The sequence below is a fragment of the Microterricola pindariensis genome (assembly GCF_002936985.1).
Taxonomy (GTDB): Bacteria; Actinomycetota; Actinomycetes; order Actinomycetales; family Microbacteriaceae; genus Microterricola; species Microterricola pindariensis.
Genome location: NZ_MPZN01000002.1, coordinates 41,017 through 67,449, shown reverse-complemented (window position 1 = coordinate 67,449; position 26,433 = coordinate 41,017). Strand labels below are relative to the sequence as shown.

Below are 26,433 nucleotides of genomic sequence, written 5' to 3'. Positions count from 1 at the left end.
GGCCGAGCGGCTCAGCGCGCCAGCTCTGCGGCGGTCGGCGGGTTGGCGCCCTCGCGCGAGACCGTGATCGCACTCGCCCGCGCGCTCAGCGCTCCGATTGCCGCCAGCTGCTCCGCGTCGAGCGCGAGCAGACCTGCACGGCCCCGTGGGGCAAAGACGTCGGTGAGCTGCGCGATCAGGGCGGCCATGAATGTGTCGCCGGCACCGATCGTGTCGACGACGTCGACGGGCACGGCGGGCACCGTGACGCGCTGCTCCCGGCTGGCCAGCACCGCGCCGTCGCCCCCGGCGGTCACGACCACCAGGTCGGATCCGCGATCGAGCACGGCATCGAGCACCTCATCGACGCTGCACCCGGGGTACAACCACGCGGCGTCCTCGTCGCTCAGCTTGACCACGTGACTGAGTTCCAAGGTGCTCTCGAACAGGGCGAGCGCCGCCGAGTGCACCGGCAGCAGGGCCTGCCGGATGTTGGGGTCGAATGTGACGAGCGCCCCGCCCGCACGGGCCTCCCGCAGGAGTTCCCTGACCACGCCGGAGCCCGGCTCGAGGAAGGCTGCGATCGACCCTGTGTGGATGACCGAGTACCCCTGCACGCCAACAGACGACGGAAGCGCCCACTCGATGTCGAAGCTGTAGTGAGCCGAGCCGTCTCGGCCGATCACGGCGCGCGCCGTCGAGGTCCGGGGCGCCGTCCAGCTCTCGTCGAGAACGGTGACTCCGGATGCGCGCAGGTGCGCGGCGATCCGCTCGCCGCGCTCATCCCGCGCCAGCGCGGCGAGGAACGCCGTCGGGCGCCCCAGTCGCGCAAGACCCAGCGCGACATTGGCCGGAGATCCGCCCACGAACTCGGCTGGAGTAGCGGAGCCGGGCCTCTCGACGATGTCGACGAGCGCCTCCCCCACGATCAGCGTGCGGTCGCCCCCGGGGGTCTGGCCGTTCTCGGCGCGCGGGTCGAGGTCAGCCATGCGAACTCCTTCGTCAACGATCACCGGTGATGCGGCGTCCTTATTCACAGTAAAACGTTCAAACCGATAGTGTCAACTATATTTCATAACCACAGGTCAAGTCATAGAAAAAGTCGAATTAATTGCCCAAAGCATACGGCGCTGGACCTAAAACGATCAAAGCGCGATAAACTCGCTGGATGGGCACATCGCATGGGAGTAAGCCGACTCTGACCAGCATTGCGCGCTCGCTCGACCTCTCGATCGCGACGGTCTCGAACGTGTACAACCACCCGGAGCGCGTCTCGGAGGGGTTGCAACAGCGCGTGCTCGAGGCGGCGCGCAAAGCCGGGTACCCGGGGCCGGACGCCGTGGCCCGCCAGTTCCGCCGCGGCAAGTCCGACACGCTGGGCGTCCTATTCACCGACGAGCTCTCGTTCGCACTGCGCGACCCGGCCTCGGTCTCCTTCTTGTCCGGTGTGGCCAGCGCCTGTGAGGAGGCCGGGCTGAACCTGATTCTCGTGCCGGCCGGCCCTCCGCTCCAGACCAACCGCATCTCCTCCGTGAGCAACGCGATCGTCGACGGCTTCATCATCTACTCCGTCCCCGACGATGATCCACACCTGCAGACAGCCCTCAACCGCAATCTCCCCTCCGTCGTGGTTGACGAACCGGACTCGGCACCCGACACCGACTGGGTCGGCCTCGACGACCAGGCCGCAACGTTCGAACTTGCCGCGCATCTGCTCGCCCAGGGCCATCGCCGCATCGGCGTCGTGACGACTCGACTGGGCGTCTCGCGCTACAACGGGCCTGCCACCGAGGAGCGCTGGCTGCGCGCCCGGTATGCGGTGCAGCGCAACCGCATCCTCGGGCTCGTCAACGCGTTGGCCGCGAGCGGCATCCCCGCCGACGAGCTTGTCGTCGAGGAGCGCTTCGACAACTCCGTGGAAGCGGGCACAGCCGGATTGCACGCGTTGCTCGACCGCCGCCCAGACCTCACTGCCATCTGCTGCCTCGGCGATGTGCTGGCGATCGGCGCCCTAGAGGGCGCCCGCCAACGCGGCCTGAGCGTTCCCGACGACCTCACGATCACGGGCTACGACGATGTCCCCGAGGCGTCGCGCGTGGGCCTGACGACGATCCGGCAGCCCCTCATCGAGAAGGGCAAGATCGCCGGGCAGATGTTCCTCACACGAGAACAGGGCATGCCCCCACGGAGGCGAGTGCTGCCGACTTCGCTCGAGGTCCGTCGCACCAGCGGTCCCGCACCGCTCCAGGGCTAGCCAGCACGAGAACAGCGCCTCGCGACCGAGACGGTCGCGGGGCGCTGTGTCAGTTCCGCTCCACGCTCGCCGTGCTAGTTCGAGACGACGATCGTCTTGATCTCGGAGGAGTCGTGCAGGTTCGCGATCGCACGGTCGAACTCGCCGAGCGCGACCTTCGAGGTGATAAGACCCTCCGTGCGCACACGGCCGGTCTGCAGTGCGAACAGCGCGCGCCCAATGCAGTGGGCCTGGGCGAAGGAGCCCCGAATGGTGAGCTCGCGGCTGAAGATCTCATAGGGCTTCAGCGACGCCGTCGCATCCTCGCCGGCCAGGCCGTAGACGAGCACGGTGCCACCCGTGCGCGTGAGCGGGACGGCCATCTCGAGCACAGCGGTCGAACCGGTCGCCTCGATCACGGCGTCGAAACCGTTCGGGGCGATCTCACGCAGCGCGGCCGTGGCGGCGGCCGGGTTGTCGCGACTGATCTGCACCGTGTGATCGGCCCCGAGCGCGGTGGCCACATCCAGCTTCGACTGCGTCGGTGCCGCAACCGTCACCCGGGCGGCTCCGGCGGTCTTCAGGAGCTGGGAGAGGATCAGTCCGGTCGGACCGGCTCCGAAGATCAGCACATCGGATGCGGGTGCGAGGTCGAGCACGTCGACTCCGTGCACGGCGCACGCCGTCGGCTCGGCGAAGACCGCGATGTCGGGGTCAAGGGCTCCGATCGGGTAGAGCTTGCTCGCCCGAACGACGACGTACTCGGCGAATCCGCCGGGCATGTTGCAGCCCAGGGAGCCGAACCGCTCGCAGAACAGGTCGCGCCCCTCGCGGCACGCGTTGCACTCACCGCAGAGCACCGTGTTGTCCACCACGACGTTGTCCCCCACGGCGGCGCCTTCCGCACCCTCGCCGAGCTCGACGACCTCGCCGACCATCTCGTGCCCGGGGATCAGCGGGAACTTTGCGATGAAACCACCGTGCAGGAGGTGCTCATCGGTTCCGCAGACGCCGGTCTGGATCACGCGGAGGAGCGCCTCGCCCGGGCCGACCTGCGGCTTCTCAACATCTTCGACGGCCCACTTCGAGCCCTCACGGAACACAATTGCTTTCACTTGAAATCTCTCGTTTCATTCGGCACTGAACATTGAACGCGCGAGTCGAACCCACCCGTCAATTCTAGTATTACTACACAAACAGGCATCTCGAATCTCTCCGATGGCCTCAAATTGCCCGAAACCCCGCGGGATTTCGCGCAAAACCTTGTCGCACTTGGTAGTCTTACTACCGTTTTGCGTGAACCTTCGCTGTGCACACTGCACACTTCTCGCAATTCGAACCGCGCCAGGGCAGAGCTGCCTCCGCGGCCAATATGCTGTAACAAATTTTTGAAATGGAGCGCGCCCGTGCAGTCCTCACTCTTCGAACGACTTGCGGACTCCCTGGAGGGTCTCCGCCGCTCAGAACGCAAGGTCGCCGAGCTGGTGGTGCGAGACCCGCACTTCGTGATGCAGGCCCCGATGTCTGCGGTCGCGGCTCGGGCAGAGGTGTCAGAACCCACGGTCATGCGCTTCTGCACTGGCCTCGGCTTCGACGGGTTCCAGGCATTCAAGCTCGCCCTCGCGCAGGCCCTGATCTTGGGCGTGGCCTCGATCGAGCTTCCCGTCCTCCGCGACGACTCGATCGAGGAGCTCTCCTCGAAGATCTTCGACCAGAGCATCAGCAGCCTCGACAAGGCCCGTCGCTTCCTCGACGCCGACGAGGTCGAGCGCGCGGTGCAGCGGATCCTGGAGTCGGAGTCCCTCGTCTTCATTGGCCTCTCCGCCTCCGGCATCATTGCGCAGGATGCCGCACAGAAGGCCCCGCTCTTCGGGATCCCCTGCTCGGCACCCACCGACACGCACCAGCAATTCATGGAGGCGGCAATGACGAATGAGCGAGCCACCTTCGTGGTGATCTCGCACACCGGTCGCACCCGTTCCACCATGCGGGTTGCCGCGGCGGCCCGCGAGCGTGGAGCCACGGTCATCGGCATCAGCGGAGACAACACCCCGCTGATGGACCTCTGCGATATCAAGATCATTGCCAAAACCTTCGAGAACACGGACATGCACACGCCGACCGTGAGCCGGCTTGCCGGGCTCGTCGTGATCGACGTGCTCTCAACGGCGGTCTCCCTGCGTCGCGGCGACGAGCACTATCGCGACTTCACCCGCATGAAGGAGCGCCTGGCCCACTTCGCGCGGTTGAGCCCGGAGTCCCCGGTTCTCGACGACGCGTCCTTCGACTGAGCCGCGCCGGCCGGTGACGTGGCCATGCGGCCGCGTCACCGGCCCGCGCCGAGCTGCTCAGTCCTGATCGGTCCAGCCTGCGGGCAGCTGCACGAGTGGAGCGGCCAACTCGCCGCCGTCGTCGGCCACCACGGGCTGGGGCGTGGTGCTGACGTACTCCAGGCGGATGCCGTTCAGGTCACGCTTGTCGGTGAACCACAGGATGGTGCGCCCATTCTCATCGAGCGACTCGCCATCGCGACGGAATCCGATCGCCTCCATCTCGGCCATCTTCTCGTGGGCGTCCGGGTAGTCGAGGAACCCGAAGTGGTGGAACCCCTCGCCCTCCGTGGCCGAGTGGGTCCCCGCTCCGTGGAACTCCATGAGCTCGATGAACGGGGGGCCCTGGTGCGAGAACGCGATGCGTGCATCGTGCTCGTGCGGCTCCATGTTGCTGTGGTCACGGTAGCGGTCCGTGCGGTAGCGTCCGATCGGGCTGAAGGTGTAGCCCGTCGCAGCCTCCCACTTCACGATCGCCTCTTCGAGGTTCTCGACGAGGACACCGATGTGGTCGATCAGTCTGGGGTTCTTCATCTGCTTCTCCTACTGTTTCTCGTGTGGCGGCTATTTCACGATGCCGAGGCGTGACCGGTCGATCGTGAGGACGACCGCGCCGACAATGATCGCGCCGTAGACGATCTGCTCGTATGCGGCTGGAACGCCGATCGCGCTGAGTCCGACGCGGAGCACGATGATGATCAGCGCACCGACCAGGGTCTTCATCGGGCCGCCAACACCACCGGTGATGGCGTTTCCGCCGATGACGACCGCCGCAATCGCGGGGAGCATCAGCGTGTCGCCCAGGGTCGGCCCACCGGAGTATTGACTCGAGGCAAGCACGAGCCCGGCCAGCCCTGAGAACAGGCCGCACATTCCGAATGCGGCGATCCGGATCATCCGGGTGGAGTTGCCGGACATAAGCAGCGCCTTCTCGGCGAGCCCCATCGCGTGCAGGGTGCGGCCACGGCTCAGCGTCTTGAACGCCACGGCGGCGATGACCGCGAGCGCGATCGCGATCAATGCCGACACCGGGAGGCCGGCGATGCGCATGTCAGTGATCCACCCGATGGCCTGGTAACCCTCGGAGATGCGAATCGTCGAGGCGGAGGACAGCGTCAGGGCGACACCGGACCAGAGCCCCATCGCGCCCAGCGTCACGATGAACGAGGGGACCTGCGCGACCGCGACGACGATTCCGGTCAGCAGACCTGTCCCGAGCGTGATCAGCGGAACGAGCACGACGGCGACGGGGCCGATCTCGGGCAGCCAGAGTGCGAGGAGCACGGTGCTGAGCGAGGAGACGACGGCGAACGAGAGGTCGATGCCTCCGGTCAGGATCACGAAGGTCTGCCCGATTGCGAGCAACAGGATGGGTGCGAGTCCCTCGAGAAGGCCACGCACGTTTGACATGCCCAGGAAGTTGGGCTGTTGCGCGCTCACCACGGCCACCAGTGCGATGAGCACGATGAGCGGGAGAGCCGCAATCAGGCGGTCCTTGAGAGAGGAATCGCCCAACCAGCGTGTGGCCATGGGCTCGGTCTGTGCGGTCATGATCAGACCATTCCTTCCACGAGGTCGACGGGCTTCGGCTTGTTGCCGGGGTGCGCATCGAAACGATTCTGTACAACACCGTCACGCATCACGAGGATGGTGTGGCTGAGCGCAATGGTCTCCTCGAGGGTGTCCGCGAGCAGGACCACCCCGATCCCACGCGCGCACAGCTCCCGGATGAATCGGTACACATCTTCTTTGGCCCCCACGTCGAGCCCACGGGTCGGGTGGTCCAGGATGAGCACTCGCAGTCGCGGTGAGCTCAACCACTTCGCCAGCACAACCTTCTGCTGGTTGCCACCGGAAAGGTTCGCAACATCCGTCTGCCTGTTCGGCGTCTTGATCTTGAGGCCTTTCACCCAGCGGTCGGCCTCAGCGGCGGCCTTGCGCGCATCCAGGAACGGGCCGCGACTGACCGTCGACGGGTCGGCGAGGAAGATGTTCTCCTGCACGGACATGCCCTGGGCAACGCCCTCGATTCGACGCTCGGCCGGAATATAGCCGATGCCGACCTTCACGGCCTCGACGGGTGAGCGCAGGGGGAGCCCGCGGCCGTCGAGCTCGATCGTGCCGCTGGAGAACGGCTCCGCACCGAACAGAACACGGCTGAGCTCCTCCCGGCCGGATCCGAGGACGCCCGCGATGCCAACGACCTCACCGGCTCGAAGGGCGAAGCTGACATCTTCGAACGCCTTGTGCTTGGACAGGCCGGAGACCTCCAGCAGTACAGGGTTGCCCTCGACGGAGAGCTGAGCACCCTCGTGGTAGAACTCCGAGGTGCTCTCGCGACCGACCATCAGGCGGTGCAGCTCGTCAGTGTCCACCTCGTTGCGATTGCGCACGGCGACCTGCTGACCGTCTTTGAAAACGTAGACACGGTCGGAGATGCGTAGCACCTCGTCGAGGCGGTGCGACACGAAGATGATCGACGCGAATTTGCGCAGGCGTTCGATCTGCTCGAACAACACCTCGAGCTCGTCGCCCTCCAGCACGCTGGTGGGCTCATCGAGCACGATGACCGGCTCGTTCTCAGCCCGTTCCTCCACGGAGAGGGCCTTGGCCAACTCGACCATCTGTCGCTCGGCGAATGTCAGCGACTCCACCTTGGCCTTCGGCAAGATGGGCGACTTGATCTTGTCGAGCTGCGCCTGCGCCATGCGCCGCAGCTCACCCCAGCGGAACACTCCACCGCGGACCCCGCGTCCCTCCTCTCCGAGGAAGATGTTCTCTGCGACGGACACCGAGGTGACGAGCGACTGCTCCTGGTGGACCATGCCGATTCCTGCTGCGGCCGAGTCTCCCGCAGTCTTGAACGAAACGGTCTGGCCCATTCGGAGGATTTCGCCGCCGTCTGGCTGGTACACGCCCGAGAGGATCTTGAGCAGCGTCGACTTGCCGGCACCGTTCTCGCCGATCAGCCCGACCACTTCGTGACGACGGACTTCGAAGGAGATGTCGTCAAGTGCGACGACGCCGCGGAATTCTTTGCGAAGGTTGCGAACCTCCAGTACGACATCATTCACTACTTGATCGCCCTAACTCGCTTGCGGAGCGACCATCCGGTGACGGCAACAGCGAGGACGATGACGAGTCCTTGGACTGCTACCTGCACGTAGGGGTTGACTCCGATGAGGATGAGACCGTTCGCGAGAACGGTGATGATTGCTGCCCCGACCAGCGTGCGGCCGACGCCGCCGATGCCGCCGACGAGGGCGGTTCCGCCGAGCACGACGGCGGTGATGGCGGTGAAGAGGTAGCCGCCGCCGATCGTGACGTCACCGACACCGAGCTGCAGCGCTGCCATGACACCTGCAATGCCGGATGCGGTTCCCGTCAGCACGAACGACAGGACCTTGTAACGGTTGATGTTCACACCGGAGAGCTTCATCACCTGCTCGTCGCCACCGATCGCGTATCCGTAGCGCCCGACGCGAGTGAACCGTTGAACGAGCAGCGCAATGGTCAGCACGATAACCGCGATGATGGCGAGTTTCGGGATGCCGCCGAGGCTGCCGAAGCCGAGGTCCCGCAGGGAGTCGTCCATGAGGCGTGGCGCACGGCCGCCGAAGAGGACCGTGGCGATGCCGATGCCGATGGCACCTGTGCCGAGCGTGACCATGAACGAGGGGATCTTGAGGTGCACGTGCAGCACACCGTTCAAGAGCCCGAAGAGGGAGCCGGTGAGCACGCCGGCGATGACGGCCAGGAATCCGAGATCGGAATCGTTGCGGTCGTTCGCGGCCAACAGCACGAACACCAGCGAGGAGGACGCCATGACGCCCTCGATCGAGAGGTCGAGACTACCCAGGATGATCACGAAGGTCAGCCCGATGGCGACCACGAGAAGGATGGAGAGCTGCGTGAGCAGACTCGAGCCGTTGCCCAACGTGAAGAATGTGCTGCTGGCGAGGCTGAAGAAGGCCACAAGCACCACCAGGGCGACCAGCGGGCCGCCCGTTCCAAACAACCGCTGGATCTTGCGTAGGTCCACGCCCGGCGCGGAGCTAACGAGATCGGATCGAGACATCGTTTTCCTTCTGATTGACGAGTGCTGGTGCAGAGGGGGCCGCCCGTGAGCGGCCCCCTCGCCCATGGTTCTGTGTCTTAGTTGATGGCGGAGACGATGCGAGCGAACGGGTCGTCAATGTCGACCTGGATCGCCTCGGCCGACGGGGCGGCCAGGAAGTCCGTGACGTTCTCTGTCGTCACGACCGTCTGCTGCGCGTAGAACGCGCGCTGCTCGTGAGTCAGCTTCGACACATCGATGGCCCCGGATGCCGCCTGGTAGGCGAGGGACAGGCCCGCTGCACCCTGCCACCACGGGTCGGTCGACACGGTTGCGACGTAGCGGTTCTCACCGGACTGGATCTCCTCCAGCGCCTGCGGAACAGCGTCGAAGCCGATCACCGGGATCTTGCCGGCGAGGCCGGCTGCCTTCAGCGCCTCCAGCGCGCCGAGCGCCATCTCGTCATTGGCGGCCCAGACACCCTTGACCTTGTCGCCGTGCTTGGCGAGCAGGGTCTGCGTCACTGCGAGCGCCTCGGTGCGGCTCCAGTTCGCAGTCTGGTCGTCGAGGAGTTCAATGCCGGGGTTTGCCTCCAGCGCGGCCTGCAGGCCCGCGAAGCGCTGCTTGGCCGGGACGTTGTCGAGGATTCCCTGGATGGCGATGATTCCACCCTCTCCGCCCATGTCGTCGAACAGCGCCTGGGAGACCTCGGTGCCGCTACCGGTGCCGTCGAAGCTGATGTGGGCAACCCAGTTGTCGCTCACGTCCCATGGGTTGAGGTCGGCCGGCTTGTTCCACTGGGTCACGACGTAACCGCCGGCCTCGGTGACCGCGCGCACGATGGCCTCGGTGTCACTCGAGGTGTTGGGGTCGATGTTCAGCGCGAACACCTGTCCCTTCGCGGCGAGGCCCTTCACGAGCGAGAGCTGCTTCTGCGAGTCGCCCTCGTCCGAGAGCACCACGACGTCCTGGCCGATGGAGGCGCCGAAGAGGTCACCGCCCTCCGCCCAGTTGGCGTGGTAGGAGTTCGACAGGCTGCGGATGCCCTGGACCAGTGCAACCTCACCGGTCGACTCGGCGCCGCCGCCGGGGACATTTTGCTCGTCGCTGGCCGACGAGCATGCGGCCAGGCCGACAGTCAGAGCGGAGATCGCCATGATGCCCAGCGCCCGCTTGGTCCAATTGTTTTGAATGCGCATGTGTACCGAATGCTCCTTCACTACTTTGTGATTGTTCGAACACGCTCGGTATTCCGCCGTTGATATGAGCACGGCGCGAGCGAGGTGTGTGCAAGGCAGGTGCGAAATCGAAGTCTGATCCGCTCCCCTGGAGAGTATGTAGCAGAACTACTGAAATGTAAAGATGAGTGCGCGCCGCCCGTCTCCCGCAGAAATCCAGCACCGATTTTGCTGCTTGAGTTGCGAGATTGAACGTTCTATAATAGCCAATGATGGCGCTGCGGCATCCGAGCGCCCTTAGCGCTTGCCTGAATGTAGTTAGACTACAGATCAGGTGTTATTCACCTCTCCAGAGTCGAAGAAGGAAGAAATGACAAGCATCCCCAGCAGCCGCCGCCGTGCCCGCGCCAGTGCCATCAACGTCGTTGAGATCGTCGAGGAGCCCACTCCTGAGATCGCCGAGCACGAGGCGCTCGTATCGATGCTCGTCTCCGGAGTGTGCGGTTCAGACACTCACGCCCTGCACGGTCGCCATCCGATGATGCCGCTCCCCTACTACCCGGGGCACGAGGTTGTCGGGATAGTCGAGGCCGTCGGCTCTGCCGTCACCGCCGTTGCCGTCGGAGACCGGGTGACCCCCGAGCCGACCCTGCCCTGTGGCGACTGCAAGATGTGCAAGACCGGGCGCTCGAACGTCTGCGACAATCTGCAGTTCTTCGGCTGCGGCTTCCGCGAGGGCGGAATGGCGGACCTGTTCTCCGTCGATGCCTCGCGCCTGCACATCATTCCGGCCGAGCTCAGCAATGAGCAGGCTGCGATCATCGAGCCTCTCGCAACGCCCGTTCACGCATTGCGCCTGGCCGGCGACGTCGCGGGCAAGACGGTTGTCGTGCTCGGCTGCGGCACAATCGGCCTCCTCGTGCTTGCCGCAGCCCGCCACCGCGGCGCCCGCGCAGTAGTGATGACCGACATGATCGAGAGCAAGCGCGAACTGGCCCTGCGCGCCGGTGCCGACGCCGTCTTCGACGCGTCGTCGCCCGAGCTGAGTGCGAACGTGCGCGACTACTTCGGTGAGACCGCTGACTTCGTCTTCGACTGCGTCTCGGTGCAGTCCACTCTGGACTCCGCGTTTGCGATGGTGGGCAAGGGCGGAACCGTCGTCGTCGTGGGCGTGCCGCAGAAGCCGGTCACCGTGCCCCTGCCCGACATCCAGGACAAGCAGATTCGATTGCAGGGCGCGGCCACCTACCTCGCCGAGGACTACGCCGAGGCGACCGAGATCATCCGCTCGGGTGGAGTCTCCGCAGACATCATCATCAGCAACACCTTCCCGCTCGAACAGGCGGCTGAGGCCTTCGCCGCAGCAACGTCGGGCACTGAGGTCAAGGTGCTCGTCACCCGCTAGGCCAGGCGCTGAGTCGAACGCTGTGGCGGTGGTGCTCTCCTGCACCACCGCCGCAGCGTTGTGACGTATCGATCACCGCACAGCTTCCGGCGCGCGAAAACACCGCCGAATGCACGAAAACTGCGTGCGGCTGGGTGCAAGGATAGAGCGGTGACTGACTCCCTGCATGACCTGAACTCGCGCGGCTTCGCCTCGGACAACTACTCGGGCGTGCACCCCGAGATCATGGCGGCCATCGCCGCGGCCAATGGCGGCCACCAGGTGGCCTACGGCGACGACGCGTACACCGCGAAGCTGCAGCAGGTCTTCGCACACCACTTCGGCGAGGGTGTGGAGGCGTTCCCCGTCTTCAACGGCACGGGCGCCAACGTCACCGGCATCCAGTCGATGCTGCCGCGCTGGGGCGCCGTCGTCTGCACGGGCACCGCGCACATCCACAGCGACGAGGCCGGCGCCCCGGAGCGCATCGGCGGCATCAAGCTGCTCACCGTGGAGGCCCCGGACGGCAAGCTCACCCCCGAGCTGATCGACAAGGAGGCCTGGGGCTGGGGCGACGAGCACCGCGCCCAGCCGGCCGTCGTCTCGATCACGCAGACCACCGAGCTCGGCACCGCCTACACGGCCGACGAGGTCGCCGCGATCGCCGAGCACACCCACTCGCTCGGCATGAAGCTGCACATGGACGGCGCCCGCATCTCCAACGCCGCGGCCGCCCTCGGCCTGCCGCTGCGCGCCTTCACCCGTGACGCCGGCGTCGACGTGCTGAGCTTCGGCGGCACCAAGAACGGCCTGCTGATGGGTGAGGCCATCGTGGTGCTGAACCCCGAGGCATCCACCGGGCTCAAGTACCTGCGCAAGATGAACATGCAGTTGGCCTCGAAGATGCGCTTCGTCTCGGCCCAGTTCATCGCGCTGCTGGAGGGCGACCTGTACCTGCGGAACGCCAGCCACGCCAACGCGATGGCCGCCCGCCTCCGCGGCGCGCTCGAGGCCGGCATCGCCGACGGCTCGATCAGCGGCCTGAGCTTCTCGCAGCCGACGCAGTCCAACGCGGTCTTCGCCCAGCTGCCGGACGGCGCCGCCGACCGACTGCGCGAGAGCTTCCGCTTCTACGACTGGGACGCCGCCAAGAACGAGGTGCGCTGGATGGCCGGCTTCGACACCACCGAGGCCGACATCGACACCTTCGTCGCGGCGATCGCGCGCGAGCTGGCAGCAGGCTAGCGGGCCGCTCGGCCCTGCGAAGCGTTTGACTCTGCGAGCGGATGCCGGTGCCCCGGCATCCGCACGCAAGAATCGCGTCTGCGTGGAATAGATCGGCGCGCACTCACGTTCTACCCCGAGATGCCCCAGTGTTGTGGCTGATTTTCACGTCATTTCACTGTGAGGAATACCTTGACTCTGCTCGAATCTGCACCCCGCACCGCCCAGACCAGCGCCCCCGTTCTCGACGTTCTCGCCGAGCGTTGGAGCCCCCGCGCCTTCGACCCCGACGCCGTGCTCGAGGCCGGCGCACTCGCCGGCGTGTTCGAGGCGGCCCGCTGGGCGCCGAGCGCGAGCAACACGCAGCCGTGGCGCTTCATCATCGCCCGCCGTGGCACCGAGACCTTCGAGACCATCGCCGCCACCCTCATGGGCTTCAACCAGATGTGGGCCGGCAGCGCCGCCGCCCTCGTGGTGAACATCGCGGTCACCGCGGATGCCGAGGGCAACCCGATGCCGTGGGCTCAGTACGACCTCGGCCAGGCCGTCGCGCACCTCAGCGTGCAGGCGCACGCCGAGGGCCTGCACGTGCACCAGATGGGCGGCTTCGACCGCGCAGCGATCAGCGCGGCGTTCGACCTCGCCGAGTCCTTCGTGCCGACCTCGGTGATGACCATCGGCAAGCTCGGCGACGCCGCCGCGCTGCCCGAGGCTCTGCGCGAGCGCGAGGTTGCACCGCGCGTGCGCCTCGCCCTCGACGAGATCGTGCTGCTGAACAACTAAGCACGCACACGACGACGAAGGGCTCCCGCGCCGGCGGGGGCCCTTCGTCGTCTGGGCGCGGGGGCGGTCAGCCCGCCGGCCAGTGCGCGGGGCGTTCCAGCCATGCGGGGATGCGCGTCGCTGCGTTGCCGCTGGCGGCGTTCAGCTGAGTCTGGGCGAGGAACAACGCCGTGCTGAGGTCGGCATCCGCCAGCTGCGCGTCGCGCACGTCGGCGCCGATCAGGTCGGCGTCGCGGAGGTCTGCCCCGCGGAGGTCGGCCGCGATCAGGCAGGCGCCGCGCAGGCTCGCCCCGCGCAGGTCGGCCCCGCGCAGCTTCGCGCCCAGGAGGTCGGCGCCGCGGTTGTCGACCCTGCTCGTCTCCGGATGCCGGGCGCGCACCGCCTCGCTCAGCCGCAGCAGCAGGGTGTTCACGCCCGCCCGGTGGGCGTCGACGTCGAGGCTCAGCAGCTGGCCGGGCAGCAGTCGGGTCGCGGCGTCGGTCTCGGCGAGCGCGGTACGCAGGGCGGCGGGCAGCCCGGCGGTCGATGAGCCGACGGCGTCCGTCACCCGCTCGCTCGCCTCGCTCAGGTACCAGAGCAGCTCGTGCAGCTGGCGCATCACCGGCAGCAGGGCGAACATGTCGCGCCGCGTCTCGGGCGCCTGCCGCCAGGAGGTGCCGCCGAAGCTCAGCTGCGACACCTTCTGCCCGGCGCCGAAGCAGTCGTAGACGGTGCAGCCCTTCCAGCCGTCGCGGCGGAGCGTCGCATGGATTCCGCAGCGGAAGTCGTCCTGCAGATTGCGGCACGGCTCCCCCACCGGCTTGCTCACGGGGAAATCCGCCGACTTCTCGTACGCCAGCGCGACGCAACAAAGCGCGAAACAGCTGCCGCAGTCGGCGTGCAGGCCGAGCTCGCTCCGCGGGGCTGCGGCTCGGTTCCCGCCGTCGTTGGTGGACATGGCCACCAGCCTAGGACGCCGGGTGCCGGCTGTACCCGTGGCGCTGCCGTGTGCCGCCGCCCGTCTCATCGGCGGCGGCACACGGCGGCCATCACTCCGTCTGCGCTGCCTCGGCCAGCTCGCGGCTGCGGCGCCTGCGCAGCGTCGCGGCGACGGTCACGGCGAGGCCGAGCAGAAGCACGGTGAGCGCTCCGAGCGCCAGGCCTCCGCCCTCGAATCCACTCGACGAGAGGCCCGTCGTGCCACCCACACCCGGGGCCGGCTTGCCGCCCGGGGTTCCGCCGTCCGTGCCGCCGTCGGGGTTCCCGCCCGGGGTGCCGGCATCCGAGGTGATGACGATGTCGGTGCGCAGGATGAGCTCCGCCCCGTTCGGGGCGACTCCGATCGAGACGATGGAGTGCGTGCCCGTGAGGCCGCGCGGGAGGGTGACGGTCGCGCGGGCGATCCCGTCGGCGCCCGCGGTCACCGTTGCCAGTGTTGTCGGCTCCGAGTAGATCACGAAGACGACGGGCGAGTCCGGCGCGTATCCGGCGGCGACCAGGTTCAGGCTGGCGCCCGGCGCCGCACTCGCGGGCACGCCGTCGAGGGAGCCGCTGCCAGCGGGAACGGTGCCCGGCGGGGTCGCGGCCTCGGCCGCGGCCAGGCGAATCGTCAGCGTCTGCGTCGCCGTCAGTCCGGCGCCGTTCGTCGCGGTGAGCGTCACCGGGTAGTCGCCGGCGGCATCCGAGGTGCTGCCGCTGATCGCAGCCGTTCCGTCGCCGGCGTCGGCGAAGGCGAGCCCGGCCGGCAGGGCGCCGGCGAGGCTCAGCGCAACGCCGTGCGGGTGGCCGGATGCCGCTTCCACCGTGAAGCTGCCTGAGACGCCGCGGGTGAAGTCCGCGGCGGAGCTGCTGCGGAAGGCCGGGGCCTCCTGGACGGTGAGGGTGAACGCCTGCGCGCTCGCTCCGGCCTTGTTCTTCGCGGTCAGCGTCAGCGCGTACTCGCCGCCGCTGCCGACCTTCGGCGTGCCGGTGAAGGCGGCCGTGCCGTCGCCGTTGTCGGTGAACGTCATGCCAGAAGGCAGTCCGCCCTTCACCGCGATGTCGACGGGGCCCGAATAGCCGGGGCTGCTGGTCACCGAGACGGCGGCGGCCGTGCCGGCGGTGACCGTTGCGGCGTCCGGGGAGGTGATCGCCGGCTTCTCCGCCACGGTCAGGGTGAACGCCTGGCTGCCCGATCCGGTGGCGTTGCTCACCGTGAGCGTCAGCGCGTAGCGGCCGCCGGCGCCGACCTCGGGCGTGCCCGTGAAGCCGGCCGTGCCGTCGCCGTTGTCGGTGAAGGTGACGCCGGCCGGCAGCGCGCCGGACTGGGCGATCGAGACCGCACCCGGGTGCCCGGCGCTGCTCGTCACGCCGATGGATGCCGCCGAGCCGACCTCGATGGACGCGGCATCCGCCGAGGTGATCGCCGGGTTCTCGGTGACCGTCAGCGTGAACTCCTGGGTGCTCGCCCCCGCACTATTTCGTGCGGTCAGCGTCAGCGGGTAGTCGCCGCCGCTGCCTGCCTGCGGCCTGCCGGTGAAGGCGGCCGTGCCATCGCCGTTGTCGGCGAACGTCAGCCCGGCCGGGAGTGTGCCGGTGTGCGTCAGCACGACGGCGCCCGGGTGGCCGGGGCTGCTCGTCACCGCGACGGAGGCAGCCGCGCCGACGGCGATGGTGGCGGCATCCGGCGAGGTGATCGCCGGCTTCTCCGTCACCGTCAGAGCCAGCGTCTGCGTGTCGGGAGCGCCGTGCCCGTTGCTGGCGCTGAGCGTGACGCGCTGCGCACCGCCCGTGCCGATCGGCGGCGTTCCGGAGATGGTCGCCGTGCCGTCCCCGTTGTCGAGGAAGGTCAGCCAGGCCGGCAAGCCGGTGGCGGTGATGGCGGGCGTCGGGGTCCCGGACGCCGTCACCGTGAAGCGGCCGGCCACATCGACCGCAAAGCCTGCGGAGCCTGCGCTGGTCAGCTGCGCGGGCGTGACGACCGTGAGCGTCGCAGGGTCACTGGGCGTGCTCGCCCCGTCGGTGAAGACCACCCGGTACAGGGCGCCGCTCTGCAGCTGCACGGCAGTGACGTCGAGGCTCGCCGTGCCGCCGTTCAGGGTTCCCCCTGGCACGTCGGCCCAGGTCAAGCCGTCTCCCGAACGCTGCCACTGAGCGGTCAGCGTCCCCGTCGTCGGCACAGCGGCAGTCGCGCTGGCAGAGAAGGTCGCGGTGCTGCCGGCCCGTGCCGTCAGCGCCGTGGGCTGCACGGTGATGTGAGGGGGCTGTCGCACCGTCACCAGGATGACGTGCACAGCGCTGACGCCGAGACCGTTGTCTGCACCCAGTTGGACGTTGTAGATGCCCGCGCCCACGCTCGCATCGGCCGTCAGCGCGAAGCTGCCGGCGCCAGTGGACTCCACCGCGAATCCGGGTGACCCGATCACGTTCAGGTTCGCCACTGCGGGGAACCCGGGGGTCACCGTCACCGCGATCGAGCCGCTCCCGCCGACCGCGAGCTCCGCGATCGCGGGGGCGTTGATGACGGGCGGTGCGGTCACCGTCACGGGGATCGTCACCGTCCGGCTCGGCCCGGCAGCGGAGTTGCGCGCCGTGAAGCTCAACAGGTAAGCGCCGGTGGCGGTGGGCGTGCCGCTGAAGCTGAACGAGTCACCGCGTGGGCCGGGGCTGATGACGAGGCCGGCGGGGACCCGGCTCGCGGCATCCAGTTCCAGCGACGCCGAGGCGGGGAAGCCGCCGCTCGCCACCACAATGGGTGCGCCGGCCACGGCCGACCCACGCGACAGCACCAGGGAGGCAGGCGCCGTGATGGTCGGCGCTTCCTCCACGGTGAGGATCAGCGGCGTCGACGCGGCCGTCCCGAAGACATTGCTTGCAGAGACCAGGAAGAGGTAGTTCCCTCCGGAGCCCGCCGGGGGTGTGCCCGCGATCGTCAGCCGTCCGCCGGCGCTCGCACCGATGCTCAACCAGCTGGGCGCCGTCGCCGGTGACAACGGCAGCACGCTGATCGCGGCATCCGGGATGCCACTGGCGAAGACCTCGAAGTCCTGAGCGCTGCCGTCCACTCGCCAGGTGTCGGCGTTCGCGCTCCCGATTGCCGGGCCGGTGCCCACCGTGAGTTGTGCTGCGGCACTCACCAGTGTGGGGTTGATGAAGTAGCGGTAGCGCGCGCCGTTGTCTGCCTGAGTTGTCTGGACCGTCAGCGCTCGGCCGGTCTCGCCGAGGTCTGTCCAGAGGGAGCCGTCACGCGAGAGCTGCCAGTGGCCGCTCGGGGCAGGGTAGCCGCCGACGACCACGGTGAGGGTGACCTCGGCGCCGACCAGGACGCTGGCGTCGCTCGGCGGTGTGAGGATGCTCGCCGCCTCGTTCACGGTGAGGCTGACGACCTGCGAGGTGGAGAGCCCTGCCGCGTTCGCAGCCGTCAGCACCAGCGGGTAGATGCGGCCGGCGCCCGCTTCCGGCGTCCCGACCAGTCCGGTGACGCTTCCGGCCGTGACCTGCGTGCTGACGCCGGCGGGCAGATCCCCGCTGAGCGAGAGCACCGTGTCGGCCGGGTAGCCGTTCGCCGTGCTGAAGCGCGCGTTCATCGCGCTGCCGACGGTCGCCGACTGCGTGGCGGAGCTCGTGATCGAGGGGGCCTCGTTCACCGTGAGGGTGAAGCCCTGGACGACATTCGGATCGCGCCCGTTGTTGCGCGCGAGGGTGAGGTTGTACCGCCCGCCGGTGCCCGCGGCAGGGGTGCCGCTGAGCAGAGCGTCGGTCGCCCCGGCCGCGCCGCCGGTCAGCGTCACACCGGCGGGGAGCGGGTCGCCGCCACGCACGAGCGCGCTCAGCGGGAACCCGCTTGTCGAGACCGTGTGCGAGCCGGGGGTTCCGACCTCAAAGGTCGTGGCAGCGGGAGAGGTGAAGAGCACCGGCTCGCGCACGTTCACGATGTACGGCGCCGTGTGCGGGCTCCCCGGGCTCACGGCGTTCTCGGCCTTCAGCTCGGTCGTGAGCGCGCCGGCGGCCGTTGGCGTCCCGCTGATCGTCGCTGTGCCGTTGCCGTTGTCGCGCAGCGTCAGACCGGGCGGCAGCGGGGCGCCGGAGACCGTGATGGCCGCAGCGGGATAGCCGTCGCTGCTGACCGTCACGTTCACGGGCTTGTTGACCGTGGCCTCCAGCGCCGTCAGCGCGGGGAACGTGGGCGCTTTGGCCATGCCGAACACGGCGGTGGCCGCGGCGCCGTCGAGGCTGGCTGTCACGGATGCCGGCCCGCGCAGCGCGTGGGCGTCGAATCCGACCGTGGCCACGCCGGCGACGAGCGGGGTGCCCGGCGCAGAGAGGGTGGCTCCGGCGGGGCGAACCTGATCCCAGGCGACGCTCGCACCGGTGAAGACGCGCAGCTCGGCCGCGGAGACGGACTTCCCCTCCGAGTTGGTCAACACCGACGCAGTGAGCGTCGTCGTCGAGCTGCCCAGCGCGATCAGCGAGGGATTCGCGCTCACCGACAGCGCGAGCGAAGGCTCGACGGTGACGCCAGCCGAAGCCGTGGCACAGGCGCTCCCCGCAGCGGGGAGCCGGTTGCAGCCCCACCAGTTGTTGGCGGCGGCGACGGTGGCGGCGAACGCCACCGGGGTGCTGCCGGGTATCAGTGTGCTGTTGACGACGCTGTCCCCGTTTGGCCCGGTGTTTCCGGTGAAGCTGTTGTAGGTGGCCACGGTCGCGCCGCCTGCGACGTGAATCGCAATGCCGGCGCCGGTCGCGTACCCGCTGATCTTGTTGTTGGAGAACGTGTTGCGCAGCACGCTCAGCGCACCACTGTTCTGCAGGATCGCGGCACCGCGGGCGGGGTGGACGTCAGTCGCCGACAGAGAGTTCCCGATGAAGTCGCTGTCGGTGATCGACGCGGTGAAGCCCGTGGCGGCGGCACCGGCGGTGAACTCGATGGCGCCGCCGCCGATCGCTGCGGGGTTCCCCGAGGTCAGCGAGTTGCCGCTGAACACGCTGTCGCGCACGATGAAGCTCTCGCCGGCGACCCCGGTCGCCTGGTAGGCGACGCCGCCGCCGCTGCTGGATCCGGAATTGTTGTCGCTGATCGTGGAGTCGGAGATGCTGAGTGCGCCGCCGACGAATTGGATGCCGCCGCCCGGCAAATTGGTTGCGCTCCCCGTTGAGTTGGCCTTGTTGCCGGTGATCGCACTATTCGTGATGGTGAGGATGCCGGCCGGCCCACCAGCGGCGGAGCCGCCGAGGATTCCGCCGCCGCCGAATTCGTTGCCAACGCCGCCGGTGATCGTGAGGCCGTCCAGGGTGGTCGAGATGCCGCCGACGAGGCCGGGGTCGAGCACCAGCACCGAGGTCTTGCCGTCGCCGCGGATGATCGCGCCGCGGTCGGCCGGGCCCTTCAGCGTGATTCTCGAGCCGGGGACGGTGCCGAGCTTGAGCGAGCCGTTCACGGCATCAAGCGTGTACTCGCCCGCCAGCAGGGTGATCGTCGTGACATCGTTGCCCCGGTTGTTTGCGGCACAGACTGCGTCGCGCAGCGTGACCGGGGAAGCCGGGGTCTTCACGGTCGATCCGGGGGCGCAGGATGCCGGCAGCCCGGCGTCCGAGGTGCTCGTCACCGTCCACGCCTCTGCCGCTGCCGCTGCCGGCGCCGCAACCCCCACCACTGCGCCGCCGAGAGCAAGTGCGACGATGGTCGCAATCGCGACCGCGCGCCGGGGGGTTGATCGAGCGAGGGGGCCGGCGGTGCGGGGCGGAAGCATGTGTATGTGAGGGCTTTCTGCGTTCGGGGCCGGAAGAGCGAAATAGCGACGCGGGGGCAGCCGAGCGATTCCTTGGCGACAAAAATATTGGACGCCGTCCAGCAGCGTAAAGCGTAGTTGCTGCGCGGCCCAGCGTTAAGGCCCCGAACTGGGGGAATTCTCGACCACGCGTGCACGGCCGCTGGCGACAAGAATGGACGACGTCCATCTTCCGATCAAGGAGCTCCATGCTTGAGGTTTCTCGCCGAGCCGTCTTGGCGGTCGGCGCCGGAGCGGTCGGGGTCGTCGCCGTCGGCGCCTTCACCACGCCGGCCGTCGCCGGTGGCATCGCTCAGCTTGCCCCGGCGATTCCCGCCTTCACCCCCGCGCCGAGCGCCGGCCTCCCCGTGCGCTCGCACTTCGCCGGCCACGAGGGCGAGACCTTCGTCGCGACCTTCGCCGAGACGCCGTTCGCCGTCACGCTGACCGCCATCGACGACGTGCCACCGGCCATCGGCACCGACGACGAGAACCGCTTCAACCTGATCTTCACGGCGCCTGGCGTGTCCATGCTGCCGAGCGGAATTGCCGAGATCACCCACCCCGCGGTTCCCGCGGCCACCCTCTTCGCCTCCCCCGCCGGCGACAGCCCGAAGCGCCAGCTCCAGGCCCTCGTCAACCGCGACGCATGACGGTGGCCCTCCGCCCGGAACAGGGCAGCGATGCCCCGCTCCTGCGGCAGCTCTTCGCCGAGTCTCGCCAGGCGGAGCTCAACGCGCTGCCCGACGCCCAGAGCCGCGAGTTGTTCCTGTCGATGCAGTTCGAGGCCCAACGGCGCCATCTCGAGGGCATGCACCCGCACGCCGAGAGGTGGATCATCGAGCCCGACATTGGCCGCATGGTTCTTGCAGAGACTGCCGATGGACTGCACATCGTCGACCTCGCCGTTGTCAGCACCGAGCAGGGACGCGGTCACGGCAGCTCCATGCTGAGAGCGCTGATCGACCGGGCGGATGCCGCGGCGCTGCCCATCACGCTCAACGTGCAGCACGCCAACCACCGGGCGCGCGCACTCTACGAGCGTCACGGCTTCGCCGTCGACTCCCACCCGCCGGCGACAGCGACGGCCAGCCACCTGGCCCTCCGCTGGGATCCCCGAAAGAAAGCACACAGCGCATGAGCGGGCACACCCCCGGGCTCCCCAGCCACGCCGAGCTCCTCGCCGTCGTCGGTGATGACTTCGCCGCATCGGACGGCGCAGGGCAGCCGCTCGAGCTGACCCTGACCGCGTGCAGCGATCTGCGCAGCGGCGGCGGGTACATGTCGTTCTCGCTCACGCTGCGCAGCGCAGACGCACGCGAGCAGGGCATCTTCGCCCTCGCCCACGCCACGCTCGGCGACGTCGAGATCTTCCTCGTGCCGTCCGGCGCCGACGCATCCGGCACCGAGTACACCGCGAGCTTCACCAGTCTGGAGGCCTGAGAATGGCGCTACCCTATGTCGGCGAGATTCGGATGTTCGGCGGCAACTTCGCCCCGGCCGGCTGGATGTTCTGCGACGGGCAGTTGTTGCCGATCTCCGAGCAGGAAACCCTGTTCAACCTGATCGGGACGACGTACGGCGGCGACGGAGATTCCACCTTCGCACTGCCCGACCTGCGCGGCCGCGCGCCGCTACACCGGGACCCCGGCCACGCACTGGCCCAGGCAGGCGGCGTGGAGGAGGTGTCACTGACTCCAACTCAGATTCCCGCGCACAACCACCAGGTCATCGCCGCGGGCGTCACCGGCACGAGCAGCAGCGCGCAGGGCAACGTGTGGGCGAGCGGGACAGACACGCCCTACGCCGTGCTCGACCCCCAGTCGCCAGACCTCGTCCAGCTCGCCCCTGGGTCACTGGGCCCGAGCGGCGGGTCGCAGCCGCATTCGAACATGCCGCCTTATCTGGCCGTGAGCTTCATCATCTCCCTGTTCGGCATCTTCCCCGCGCCGAATTGATGCGCCAGCACCGTCCTTCCACCTCCAGAAAGGCCTCCCGTGGCTGAGCCATTCCTCTCCGAGATCCGCCTGTTCAGCTTCGGCTTCCCGCCGAAGGGCTGGGCGTTCTGCAACGGCCAGCTCCTGCCGATCAACCAGAACCAAGGGCTGTTCTCACTGCTCGGCACCACCTACGGCGGCAACGGCCAAACCACCTTCGGGCTCCCCGACATGCAGGGGCGCTCCCCGCTGCACGTGGGTGGCGGTCACACCCTCGGCGAGCGCGGCGGCGAACAGGCGCACACGCTGACGCCGGCGGAGATGCCCGCACATCGGCACGCTGTGAACGTCGCGACGTTGCCCGGCCAGCTGAGCCCGGCCGCCGGGATCCCGGCGGCCCCGGGGAAACCGGTCTTCGCCGCGCCCTCGAGCCTGCAGTCCATGGCGCCGTCGATGGTCGCGAACACCGGGGGCTCGCAGGCGCACCAGAATGTGTCGCCGTACCTCACCCTGAACTTCTGCATTGCGTTGGCCGGCATCTTCCCGAGCCAGAACTAGCACCAGCCGCTCGCCCCACCTGCCCGCTCGATCTAAGGAGCACCCATGAGCGATCCATTCGTCGCCGAGATCCGCATGTTCCCCTTCAACTTCGCCCCCAAGGGGTGGGCCTGGTGCGACGGCCAGCTGTTGCCAATTTCTCAGAACACTGCACTGTTCTCTTTGCTCGGCACCACCTATGGCGGCGACGGCAAAAGCACCTTCGCGCTGCCGAACCTCCAAGGGCGCTTCCCGCTGCACCCCGGCCAGGGCCCCGGGCTCAGCCTCTATGACCTCGGGCAAGAGGGCGGCGCGGAGACGGTGACGCTGCTCGAGAGCGAGATTCCCTCGCACAGCCACGGCCTGCAAGCGCTCAACGCACCCGGCACCTCGACGTCGGCCGAGGACAACGTGCCCGCCATCCCCCGCTCCGGCCGTGCGCAGCAGCACGGTTTCGCCCCGGCGTCGGCCCCTGCCAGCAATCTGAACCTCGCCGCCGTCGCCCCCGCCGGGGGCAACCAACCGCACAACAATTTGCCGCCGTATCTGACGCTCTCCTTCTGCATCGCGCTGCAGGGGGTCTACCCGCCGCGCGGCTGATTGCCGCCACGCAGCAGCACTAGGGCCGCAGCAGCACTAGGGCCGCAGCAGCACCTTGATCGCCCGGCGCTCGTCCATGGCGGCGTACGCCTCGGCCACGTCGGCGAGCGGCAGCTCCAGGTCGAACACGCGGCCGGGCTCGATCACGCCGGCCAGAACCTCGGGCAGCAGCTCCTCGATGTAGTTGCGCACCGGCGCGACGCCGCCGTTGACGCCGACGTTGCGGTTGAACAGGGGGCGCACGGGCAGCTCCGGCCCGCCATTGGGCACGCCGACGTAGCCGACCATGCCGCCGGGGCGTGCCGAGCGGATCGCCTGGTCCATCGACTCCTTGGTGCCGACACACTCCAGCACGTAGTCGGCGCCGATGCCGCCGGTCATCTCCTGGATGCGGGCGACGCCCTCGTCGCCGCGCTCCTCGACGATGTCGGTCGCCCCGAACTCGCGGGCGACGGCCTGCCGCTTCGGATTCCGCGACATCGCGATCACCCGGGCCGCACCCAGCCGTTTCGCTGCGAGCACCGCGCAGAGTCCGACGGCCCCGTCGCCGACGACGACGACCGTGCTGCCCGGGGTCACCCCGGCGGAGACGGCGGCGTGGTGGCCGGTGCCCATCACGTCGGAGAGGGTCAGCAGGCTCGGCACGAGCGCGGCATCCGGCATCGACGGGGTGGCCACCAGGGTGCCGTCGGCGTGCGGCACGCGCACCCGCTCGCCCTGGGCGCCGTCGGCGAAGGCGCCGAACTCGTCGGTGCCGCCCCACCATCCGCCGTGCAGGCAGGAGGTGCTGACGCCGTTTCGGCAGTTGATGCACGTGAAATCACAGTCGTAGAACGGGGCGATGACGAAGTCGCCCGGCTTCACCGCTGTGACGTCCGGCCCCACCTGTTCGACGATGCCGACGAACTCGTGGCCGATGCGGCGCGGCTCGGGCGTCGGCGTGATGCCGCGGTAGCCCCAGAGGTCGGAGCCGCAGACGCAGGCCGCGACCACCCGCACGATGGCGTCGCCGCCAGTGGAGAGCACCGGGTCCGGCACCTCTTCGATACGGACGTCTCGTTCACCGTGGATCACCGTTGCGCGCATGGTTTGAGCCTACGCCTGCCGCGTCGGCTGAAGCTGCCCCCGTCGGTCGAGTAGCGCGGAACGAGCGTATCGAGACCCCGCGCGCGGAGCGGTATCCGGCCGGAAACCAGGTCTCGATGCGGCCCTGGCGGGCCCACTCGACCAACGGGAGGGGGATGGCGCTAGTCGGCGCCGGGGGCGTCGATGATGCGCTCGAACTCCAATTTTGTCGTGGCGATGTGCGCCCGCATAGCCTCGGATGCCGCCTCGGGGTCGCGCGCGCGGATCGCCTCGAGGATCCGCTGGTGCGCCAGGTAGCTCGATTCCTTGATGAACTCGAACGGCATCAGGTCGACCGAGTCGAAGACGCGCACGCGGGCGTCGTCGATGGCGTGGGCGAGCATCGGGTTGTCGGCGGCCTCCGCGATGGTCAGGTGGAATGCGCTGTCGGCCAGCCGCGACTCAGCCTTCGTGACGGCCGCGGCGAGCTCCTCCTGTGCGGCCTCGAGCCGTTCGACGACTGCGTCGCTCCGGCGCTCCGCGGCCATCCGCGCCGCCGCCCCCTCTACGACGCCGCGAAACTCGGTGAACCCGATGATGTCACCGCCGCGCGCCACGAGTTCCGTGTGCAGCGACGCGGCATCCGGCTCGGCCTGCTGGACCACCGGCCCGCCCGCTGCACCGCGCAGGATGCGCAGCTGGCCGCCGGCCTCCAGCACCTTGAGCGCCTGGCGCAGCGTCTCGCGCGCCACCCCCAGCTGCGCCGCGAGCTTGCGCTCGGCCGGCAGCCTGTCGCCCGGCCGCAGCCGGCCGAGGGCGATCTCGCGCCGCAGGAAGTCGACGACGTCGTGGTATCCCGGCCGCGCCCGCAGGCCGGTTGGGTCGATCTCGACGGGCGGGTTCACGCGCTCCCCCAACTGGCCCTCCTTCGCACTCACGTTCAGAGAGGCATCCCTGGTCGGTCGGTACCGACGATCTGGGTGCCAGAGAAGAAGTCAAGCACATCGGCATCTCCGTGGCCGCCGAGACCGCTCAGGCCGAAGAAGCTCTGCGCCGAGTCTGCGGCCATATCGAGAACCGAGCTGCCGTTCACCTTCACCTCGCCGGCGATGAGACCGGCGCCCATCTGCAGGGCGGCCTGCTCGTCCCCGCCGAAGACATAGCCGGCGAGCCCGACGTGGCCGGCGTTCGCGAGGGCCAGGGCGTGCGCATCGCCGTCGGACGGCTGCACCGTCAGGAGCGGGCCGAAGATCTCCAGCTCGACGTCGATCTCCTCGGCCACGGCGATGCTCGGCTGGAAGAACCAGCCCTCATCGGGCACGGCGCCCTCCCGGTGGATGACGGCGCCCTGCGCCTCGAGGGCATCCCGCTGCCCCTCCAGCTGAATCAGGCGTTCCCGGAACGCGACCGGCCCCAGCTGTGTCCCGTCATCCAGGCTGGAGCCGATTCGCAGGGCGGCGAGCTCGGCGCGCAGCGCCTCGACCAGCTCGGGCAACAGGGCGCGGTCGGCGATCACGCGGCGGGGTGCCTCGCACCACTGCCCAGACAGCTTCATGGCGCCCGCGGCGATCACCCGTGCGGCCTCCACGACGTTGGCGTCCGCCCGCACGATGGCGGGGTTGTTCGAGCCGAGCTCGAGCCGCAGACGGGTGAGGTTGGCCCCGGCGGATGCCGCGATGGCGCGCCCGGTCGGGGTCGAGCCCGTCATCGAGATCGCGCGGATACGCGGATCGGCGACCAGGGCCGAGCCGATCTCGCCGCCGCCCAACACGAGGTTGACGACCCCGGCGGGAATCCCGGCTGCCACCGCTGCCTGTGCAATCAGCACGGTGCTCCACGGCGAGGCCGGCGACGGCTTCATCACCACGGTGGCGCCGGCCGCGAGGGCGTAGCCGAGCTTCTTGACGGCCATCGCCGACGGCGCGTTCCACGGCATGATCAGGGCGGTGGCGCCCCACGGCACGCGGTTCAGCCGCACATCGCGGCCGTCGGCTGCGAGTGCGCGGCTGTCCCCGAGGGCCAGCGCGCGCTCCACCACGTCCCGCACGGTGTCGCCGGCGCTTCCCGCGAAGAGTCGCGTGACGGAGATGGGCACGCCGCTGTTCACCGCATCGAGCACCGCGATCTGCTCGCCCAGCTCATCGAGCCGGGCGGCCAGGGCCCGCAGCAGCGGGGCCCGGCCGGCGATGCCGAGCCCGCGCCACTCGCCCGACTCGTGCGCCGCGTGCGCCGCGCCGACGGCGCGATCGAGCTGCTCGAGCGATGAGCCGCGGTTCTCGGCCAGCGGTTGGCCGCTGTTCGGTTCGAACAGCTGGCCCGCCGAGTGTGGGCTCGGCTCGAAGCGCCCCTGGATCAGGGTGTTCAGCTCGGGGAATGCCCGCGGCATCTCTGTCGCACTCAT

The 26,433-nt window shown here is 68.8% G+C and carries 23 protein-coding genes; 11 read left to right on the top strand and 12 right to left on the bottom strand.

The genetic code is table 11. The annotated features are described in order from the left end of the window. Positions 1–11: 11 nt before the first annotated feature. The gene (locus GY24_RS01030) at positions 12–968 is read right to left on the bottom strand and encodes a carbohydrate kinase family protein (RefSeq protein ID WP_104473958.1); all 957 of its coding nucleotides are present in this window, start codon (positions 966–968) and stop codon (positions 12–14) included. A gap of 179 nt (positions 969–1,147) precedes the next feature. On the opposite strand from GY24_RS01030, the gene GY24_RS01025 reads away from it, so the two are divergent. Next, positions 1,148–2,233, top strand: coding sequence for a LacI family DNA-binding transcriptional regulator (locus GY24_RS01025; protein ID WP_104473957.1), 1,086 nt, complete (start codon positions 1,148–1,150; stop codon positions 2,231–2,233). Between the two features lie 74 nt (positions 2,234–2,307). On the opposite strand, the gene GY24_RS01020 is transcribed toward GY24_RS01025, so the two are convergent. After that, complete coding sequence (locus GY24_RS01020; RefSeq protein WP_104473956.1) at positions 2,308–3,327, bottom strand: zinc-dependent alcohol dehydrogenase family protein; 1,020 nt, start codon at positions 3,325–3,327, stop codon at positions 2,308–2,310. 291 nt (positions 3,328–3,618) lie between these two features. On the opposite strand from GY24_RS01020, the gene GY24_RS01015 reads away from it, so the two are divergent. Then, positions 3,619–4,503: an SIS domain-containing protein gene (locus GY24_RS01015; RefSeq protein WP_133161077.1), complete on the top strand. Its 885-nt coding sequence runs from the start codon at positions 3,619–3,621 to the stop codon at positions 4,501–4,503. A 57-nt stretch (positions 4,504–4,560) separates the two neighbouring features. On the opposite strand, the gene GY24_RS01010 is transcribed toward GY24_RS01015, so the two are convergent. The 5 genes from GY24_RS01010 to GY24_RS00990 form a co-directional block, all read right to left on the bottom strand. After that, positions 4,561–5,076 carry a VOC family protein gene (locus GY24_RS01010; RefSeq protein ID WP_104473954.1) on the bottom strand — a complete coding sequence of 172 codons (516 nt, stop codon included), beginning with the start codon at positions 5,074–5,076 and terminating at the stop codon, positions 4,561–4,563. A 30-nt stretch (positions 5,077–5,106) separates the two neighbouring features. Next, on the bottom strand, positions 5,107–6,093 hold the full coding sequence (locus GY24_RS01005; protein ID WP_104473953.1) for an ABC transporter permease: 987 nt from the start codon (positions 6,091–6,093) through the stop codon (positions 5,107–5,109). Positions 6,094–6,095: 2 nt separating this feature from the next. After that, on the bottom strand, positions 6,096–7,616 hold the full coding sequence (locus tag GY24_RS01000) for a sugar ABC transporter ATP-binding protein (protein ID WP_104473952.1): 1,521 nt from the start codon (positions 7,614–7,616) through the stop codon (positions 6,096–6,098). Next, positions 7,616–8,584, bottom strand: a complete 969-nt coding sequence (locus tag GY24_RS00995; protein WP_202972894.1) for an ABC transporter permease — start codon at positions 8,582–8,584, stop codon at positions 7,616–7,618. Before GY24_RS00995 ends, GY24_RS01000 begins: the two co-directional genes overlap by 1 nt. Positions 8,585–8,697: 113 nt before the next feature. Next, on the bottom strand, positions 8,698–9,798 hold the full coding sequence (locus tag GY24_RS00990) for a sugar ABC transporter substrate-binding protein (protein ID WP_104473950.1): 1,101 nt from the start codon (positions 9,796–9,798) through the stop codon (positions 8,698–8,700). Positions 9,799–10,147: 349 nt separating this feature from the next. On the opposite strand from GY24_RS00990, the gene GY24_RS00985 reads away from it, so the two are divergent. The 3 genes from GY24_RS00985 (at position 10,148) to GY24_RS00975 (ending at position 13,168) form a co-directional block, all read left to right on the top strand. After that, the gene (locus tag GY24_RS00985) at positions 10,148–11,182 is read left to right on the top strand and encodes a zinc-dependent alcohol dehydrogenase (RefSeq protein WP_104473949.1); all 1,035 of its coding nucleotides are present in this window, start codon (positions 10,148–10,150) and stop codon (positions 11,180–11,182) included. 150 nt (positions 11,183–11,332) lie between these two features. Then, positions 11,333–12,406, top strand: coding sequence for a threonine aldolase family protein (locus GY24_RS00980; RefSeq protein ID WP_104473948.1), 1,074 nt, complete (start codon positions 11,333–11,335; stop codon positions 12,404–12,406). Positions 12,407–12,577: 171 nt separating this feature from the next. Beyond that, positions 12,578–13,168 (top strand): nitroreductase family protein, encoded by a 591-nt coding sequence (locus tag GY24_RS00975; protein WP_104473947.1) that lies wholly within the window; start codon positions 12,578–12,580, stop codon positions 13,166–13,168. Between the two features lie 67 nt (positions 13,169–13,235). On the opposite strand, the gene GY24_RS00970 is transcribed toward GY24_RS00975, so the two are convergent. Together GY24_RS00970 and GY24_RS00965 are read right to left on the bottom strand one after the other, a co-directional pair. Beyond that, complete coding sequence (locus GY24_RS00970) at positions 13,236–14,105, bottom strand: pentapeptide repeat-containing protein (protein ID WP_104473946.1); 870 nt, start codon at positions 14,103–14,105, stop codon at positions 13,236–13,238. Positions 14,106–14,196: 91 nt separating this feature from the next. Beyond that, the gene (locus GY24_RS00965; RefSeq protein WP_104473945.1) at positions 14,197–19,731 is read right to left on the bottom strand and encodes a beta strand repeat-containing protein; all 5,535 of its coding nucleotides are present in this window, start codon (positions 19,729–19,731) and stop codon (positions 14,197–14,199) included. A gap of 371 nt (positions 19,732–20,102) precedes the next feature. Here GY24_RS00965 and GY24_RS00960 point away from each other — a divergent pair, with 371 nt between their 5' ends. Genes GY24_RS00960 through GY24_RS00935 form a run of 6 tightly spaced genes read left to right on the top strand, consistent with a single transcriptional unit; the run spans position 20,103 to position 22,967 of the window. After that, a complete protein-coding gene (locus tag GY24_RS00960) occupies positions 20,103–20,546 on the top strand; it encodes a DUF6916 family protein (RefSeq protein WP_133161076.1) in 444 nt (147 codons plus the stop codon). After that, positions 20,543–21,034: a GNAT family N-acetyltransferase gene (locus GY24_RS00955; RefSeq protein WP_104473943.1), complete on the top strand. Its 492-nt coding sequence runs from the start codon at positions 20,543–20,545 to the stop codon at positions 21,032–21,034. Before GY24_RS00960 ends, GY24_RS00955 begins: the two co-directional genes overlap by 4 nt. Next, a complete protein-coding gene (locus GY24_RS00950; protein ID WP_104473942.1) occupies positions 21,031–21,336 on the top strand; it encodes a DUF6916 family protein in 306 nt (101 codons plus the stop codon). The genes GY24_RS00955 and GY24_RS00950 overlap by 4 nt, the downstream gene beginning before the upstream one ends. Positions 21,337–21,338: 2 nt before the next feature. Continuing rightward, entirely contained in the window at positions 21,339–21,851 is a 513-nt protein-coding gene (locus GY24_RS00945; RefSeq protein WP_104473941.1) for a phage tail protein, read from the top strand. A 39-nt stretch (positions 21,852–21,890) separates the two neighbouring features. After that, positions 21,891–22,388, top strand: coding sequence for a phage tail protein (locus GY24_RS00940; RefSeq protein WP_104473940.1), 498 nt, complete (start codon positions 21,891–21,893; stop codon positions 22,386–22,388). 45 nt (positions 22,389–22,433) lie between these two features. Next, entirely contained in the window at positions 22,434–22,967 is a 534-nt protein-coding gene (locus tag GY24_RS00935; protein WP_104473939.1) for a phage tail protein, read from the top strand. A gap of 36 nt (positions 22,968–23,003) precedes the next feature. Here GY24_RS00935 and GY24_RS00930 read toward each other — a convergent pair whose 3' ends face one another. The 3 genes from GY24_RS00930 to GY24_RS00920 all read right to left on the bottom strand — a co-directional run bounded on the left by GY24_RS00930 (position 23,004) and on the right by GY24_RS00920 (position 26,433). Next, positions 23,004–24,053, bottom strand: a complete 1,050-nt coding sequence (locus GY24_RS00930; protein ID WP_104473938.1) for a zinc-dependent alcohol dehydrogenase family protein — start codon at positions 24,051–24,053, stop codon at positions 23,004–23,006. A gap of 161 nt (positions 24,054–24,214) precedes the next feature. After that, the gene (locus GY24_RS00925) at positions 24,215–24,970 is read right to left on the bottom strand and encodes a FadR/GntR family transcriptional regulator (RefSeq protein WP_083362270.1); all 756 of its coding nucleotides are present in this window, start codon (positions 24,968–24,970) and stop codon (positions 24,215–24,217) included. A 2-nt stretch (positions 24,971–24,972) separates the two neighbouring features. Beyond that, positions 24,973–26,433 carry an aldehyde dehydrogenase family protein gene (locus tag GY24_RS00920; protein ID WP_104473937.1) on the bottom strand — a complete coding sequence of 487 codons (1,461 nt, stop codon included), beginning with the start codon at positions 26,431–26,433 and terminating at the stop codon, positions 24,973–24,975.

Coding starts and splice junctions, on each gene's coding strand:
- GY24_RS00955 (WP_104473943.1), top strand. CDS start 20,543: ATGACGGTGGCCCTCCGCCCGGAACAGGGCAGCGATGCCCCGCTCCTG.
- GY24_RS00970 (WP_104473946.1), bottom strand. CDS start 14,105: ATGTCCACCAACGACGGCGGGAACCGAGCCGCAGCCCCGCGGAGCGAG.
- GY24_RS00945 (WP_104473941.1), top strand. CDS start 21,339: ATGGCGCTACCCTATGTCGGCGAGATTCGGATGTTCGGCGGCAACTTC.
- GY24_RS00920 (WP_104473937.1), bottom strand. CDS start 26,433: ATGAGTGCGACAGAGATGCCGCGGGCATTCCCCGAGCTGAACACCCTG.
- GY24_RS00985 (WP_104473949.1), top strand. CDS start 10,148: ATGACAAGCATCCCCAGCAGCCGCCGCCGTGCCCGCGCCAGTGCCATC.
- GY24_RS00950 (WP_104473942.1), top strand. CDS start 21,031: ATGAGCGGGCACACCCCCGGGCTCCCCAGCCACGCCGAGCTCCTCGCC.
- GY24_RS00935 (WP_104473939.1), top strand. CDS start 22,434: ATGAGCGATCCATTCGTCGCCGAGATCCGCATGTTCCCCTTCAACTTC.
- GY24_RS01025 (WP_104473957.1), top strand. CDS start 1,148: ATGGGCACATCGCATGGGAGTAAGCCGACTCTGACCAGCATTGCGCGC.
- GY24_RS01030 (WP_104473958.1), bottom strand. CDS start 968: ATGGCTGACCTCGACCCGCGCGCCGAGAACGGCCAGACCCCCGGGGGC.
- GY24_RS01005 (WP_104473953.1), bottom strand. CDS start 6,093: ATGACCGCACAGACCGAGCCCATGGCCACACGCTGGTTGGGCGATTCC.
- GY24_RS00960 (WP_133161076.1), top strand. CDS start 20,103: ATGCTTGAGGTTTCTCGCCGAGCCGTCTTGGCGGTCGGCGCCGGAGCG.
- GY24_RS01010 (WP_104473954.1), bottom strand. CDS start 5,076: ATGAAGAACCCCAGACTGATCGACCACATCGGTGTCCTCGTCGAGAAC.
- GY24_RS00930 (WP_104473938.1), bottom strand. CDS start 24,053: ATGCGCGCAACGGTGATCCACGGTGAACGAGACGTCCGTATCGAAGAG.
- GY24_RS00990 (WP_104473950.1), bottom strand. CDS start 9,798: ATGCGCATTCAAAACAATTGGACCAAGCGGGCGCTGGGCATCATGGCG.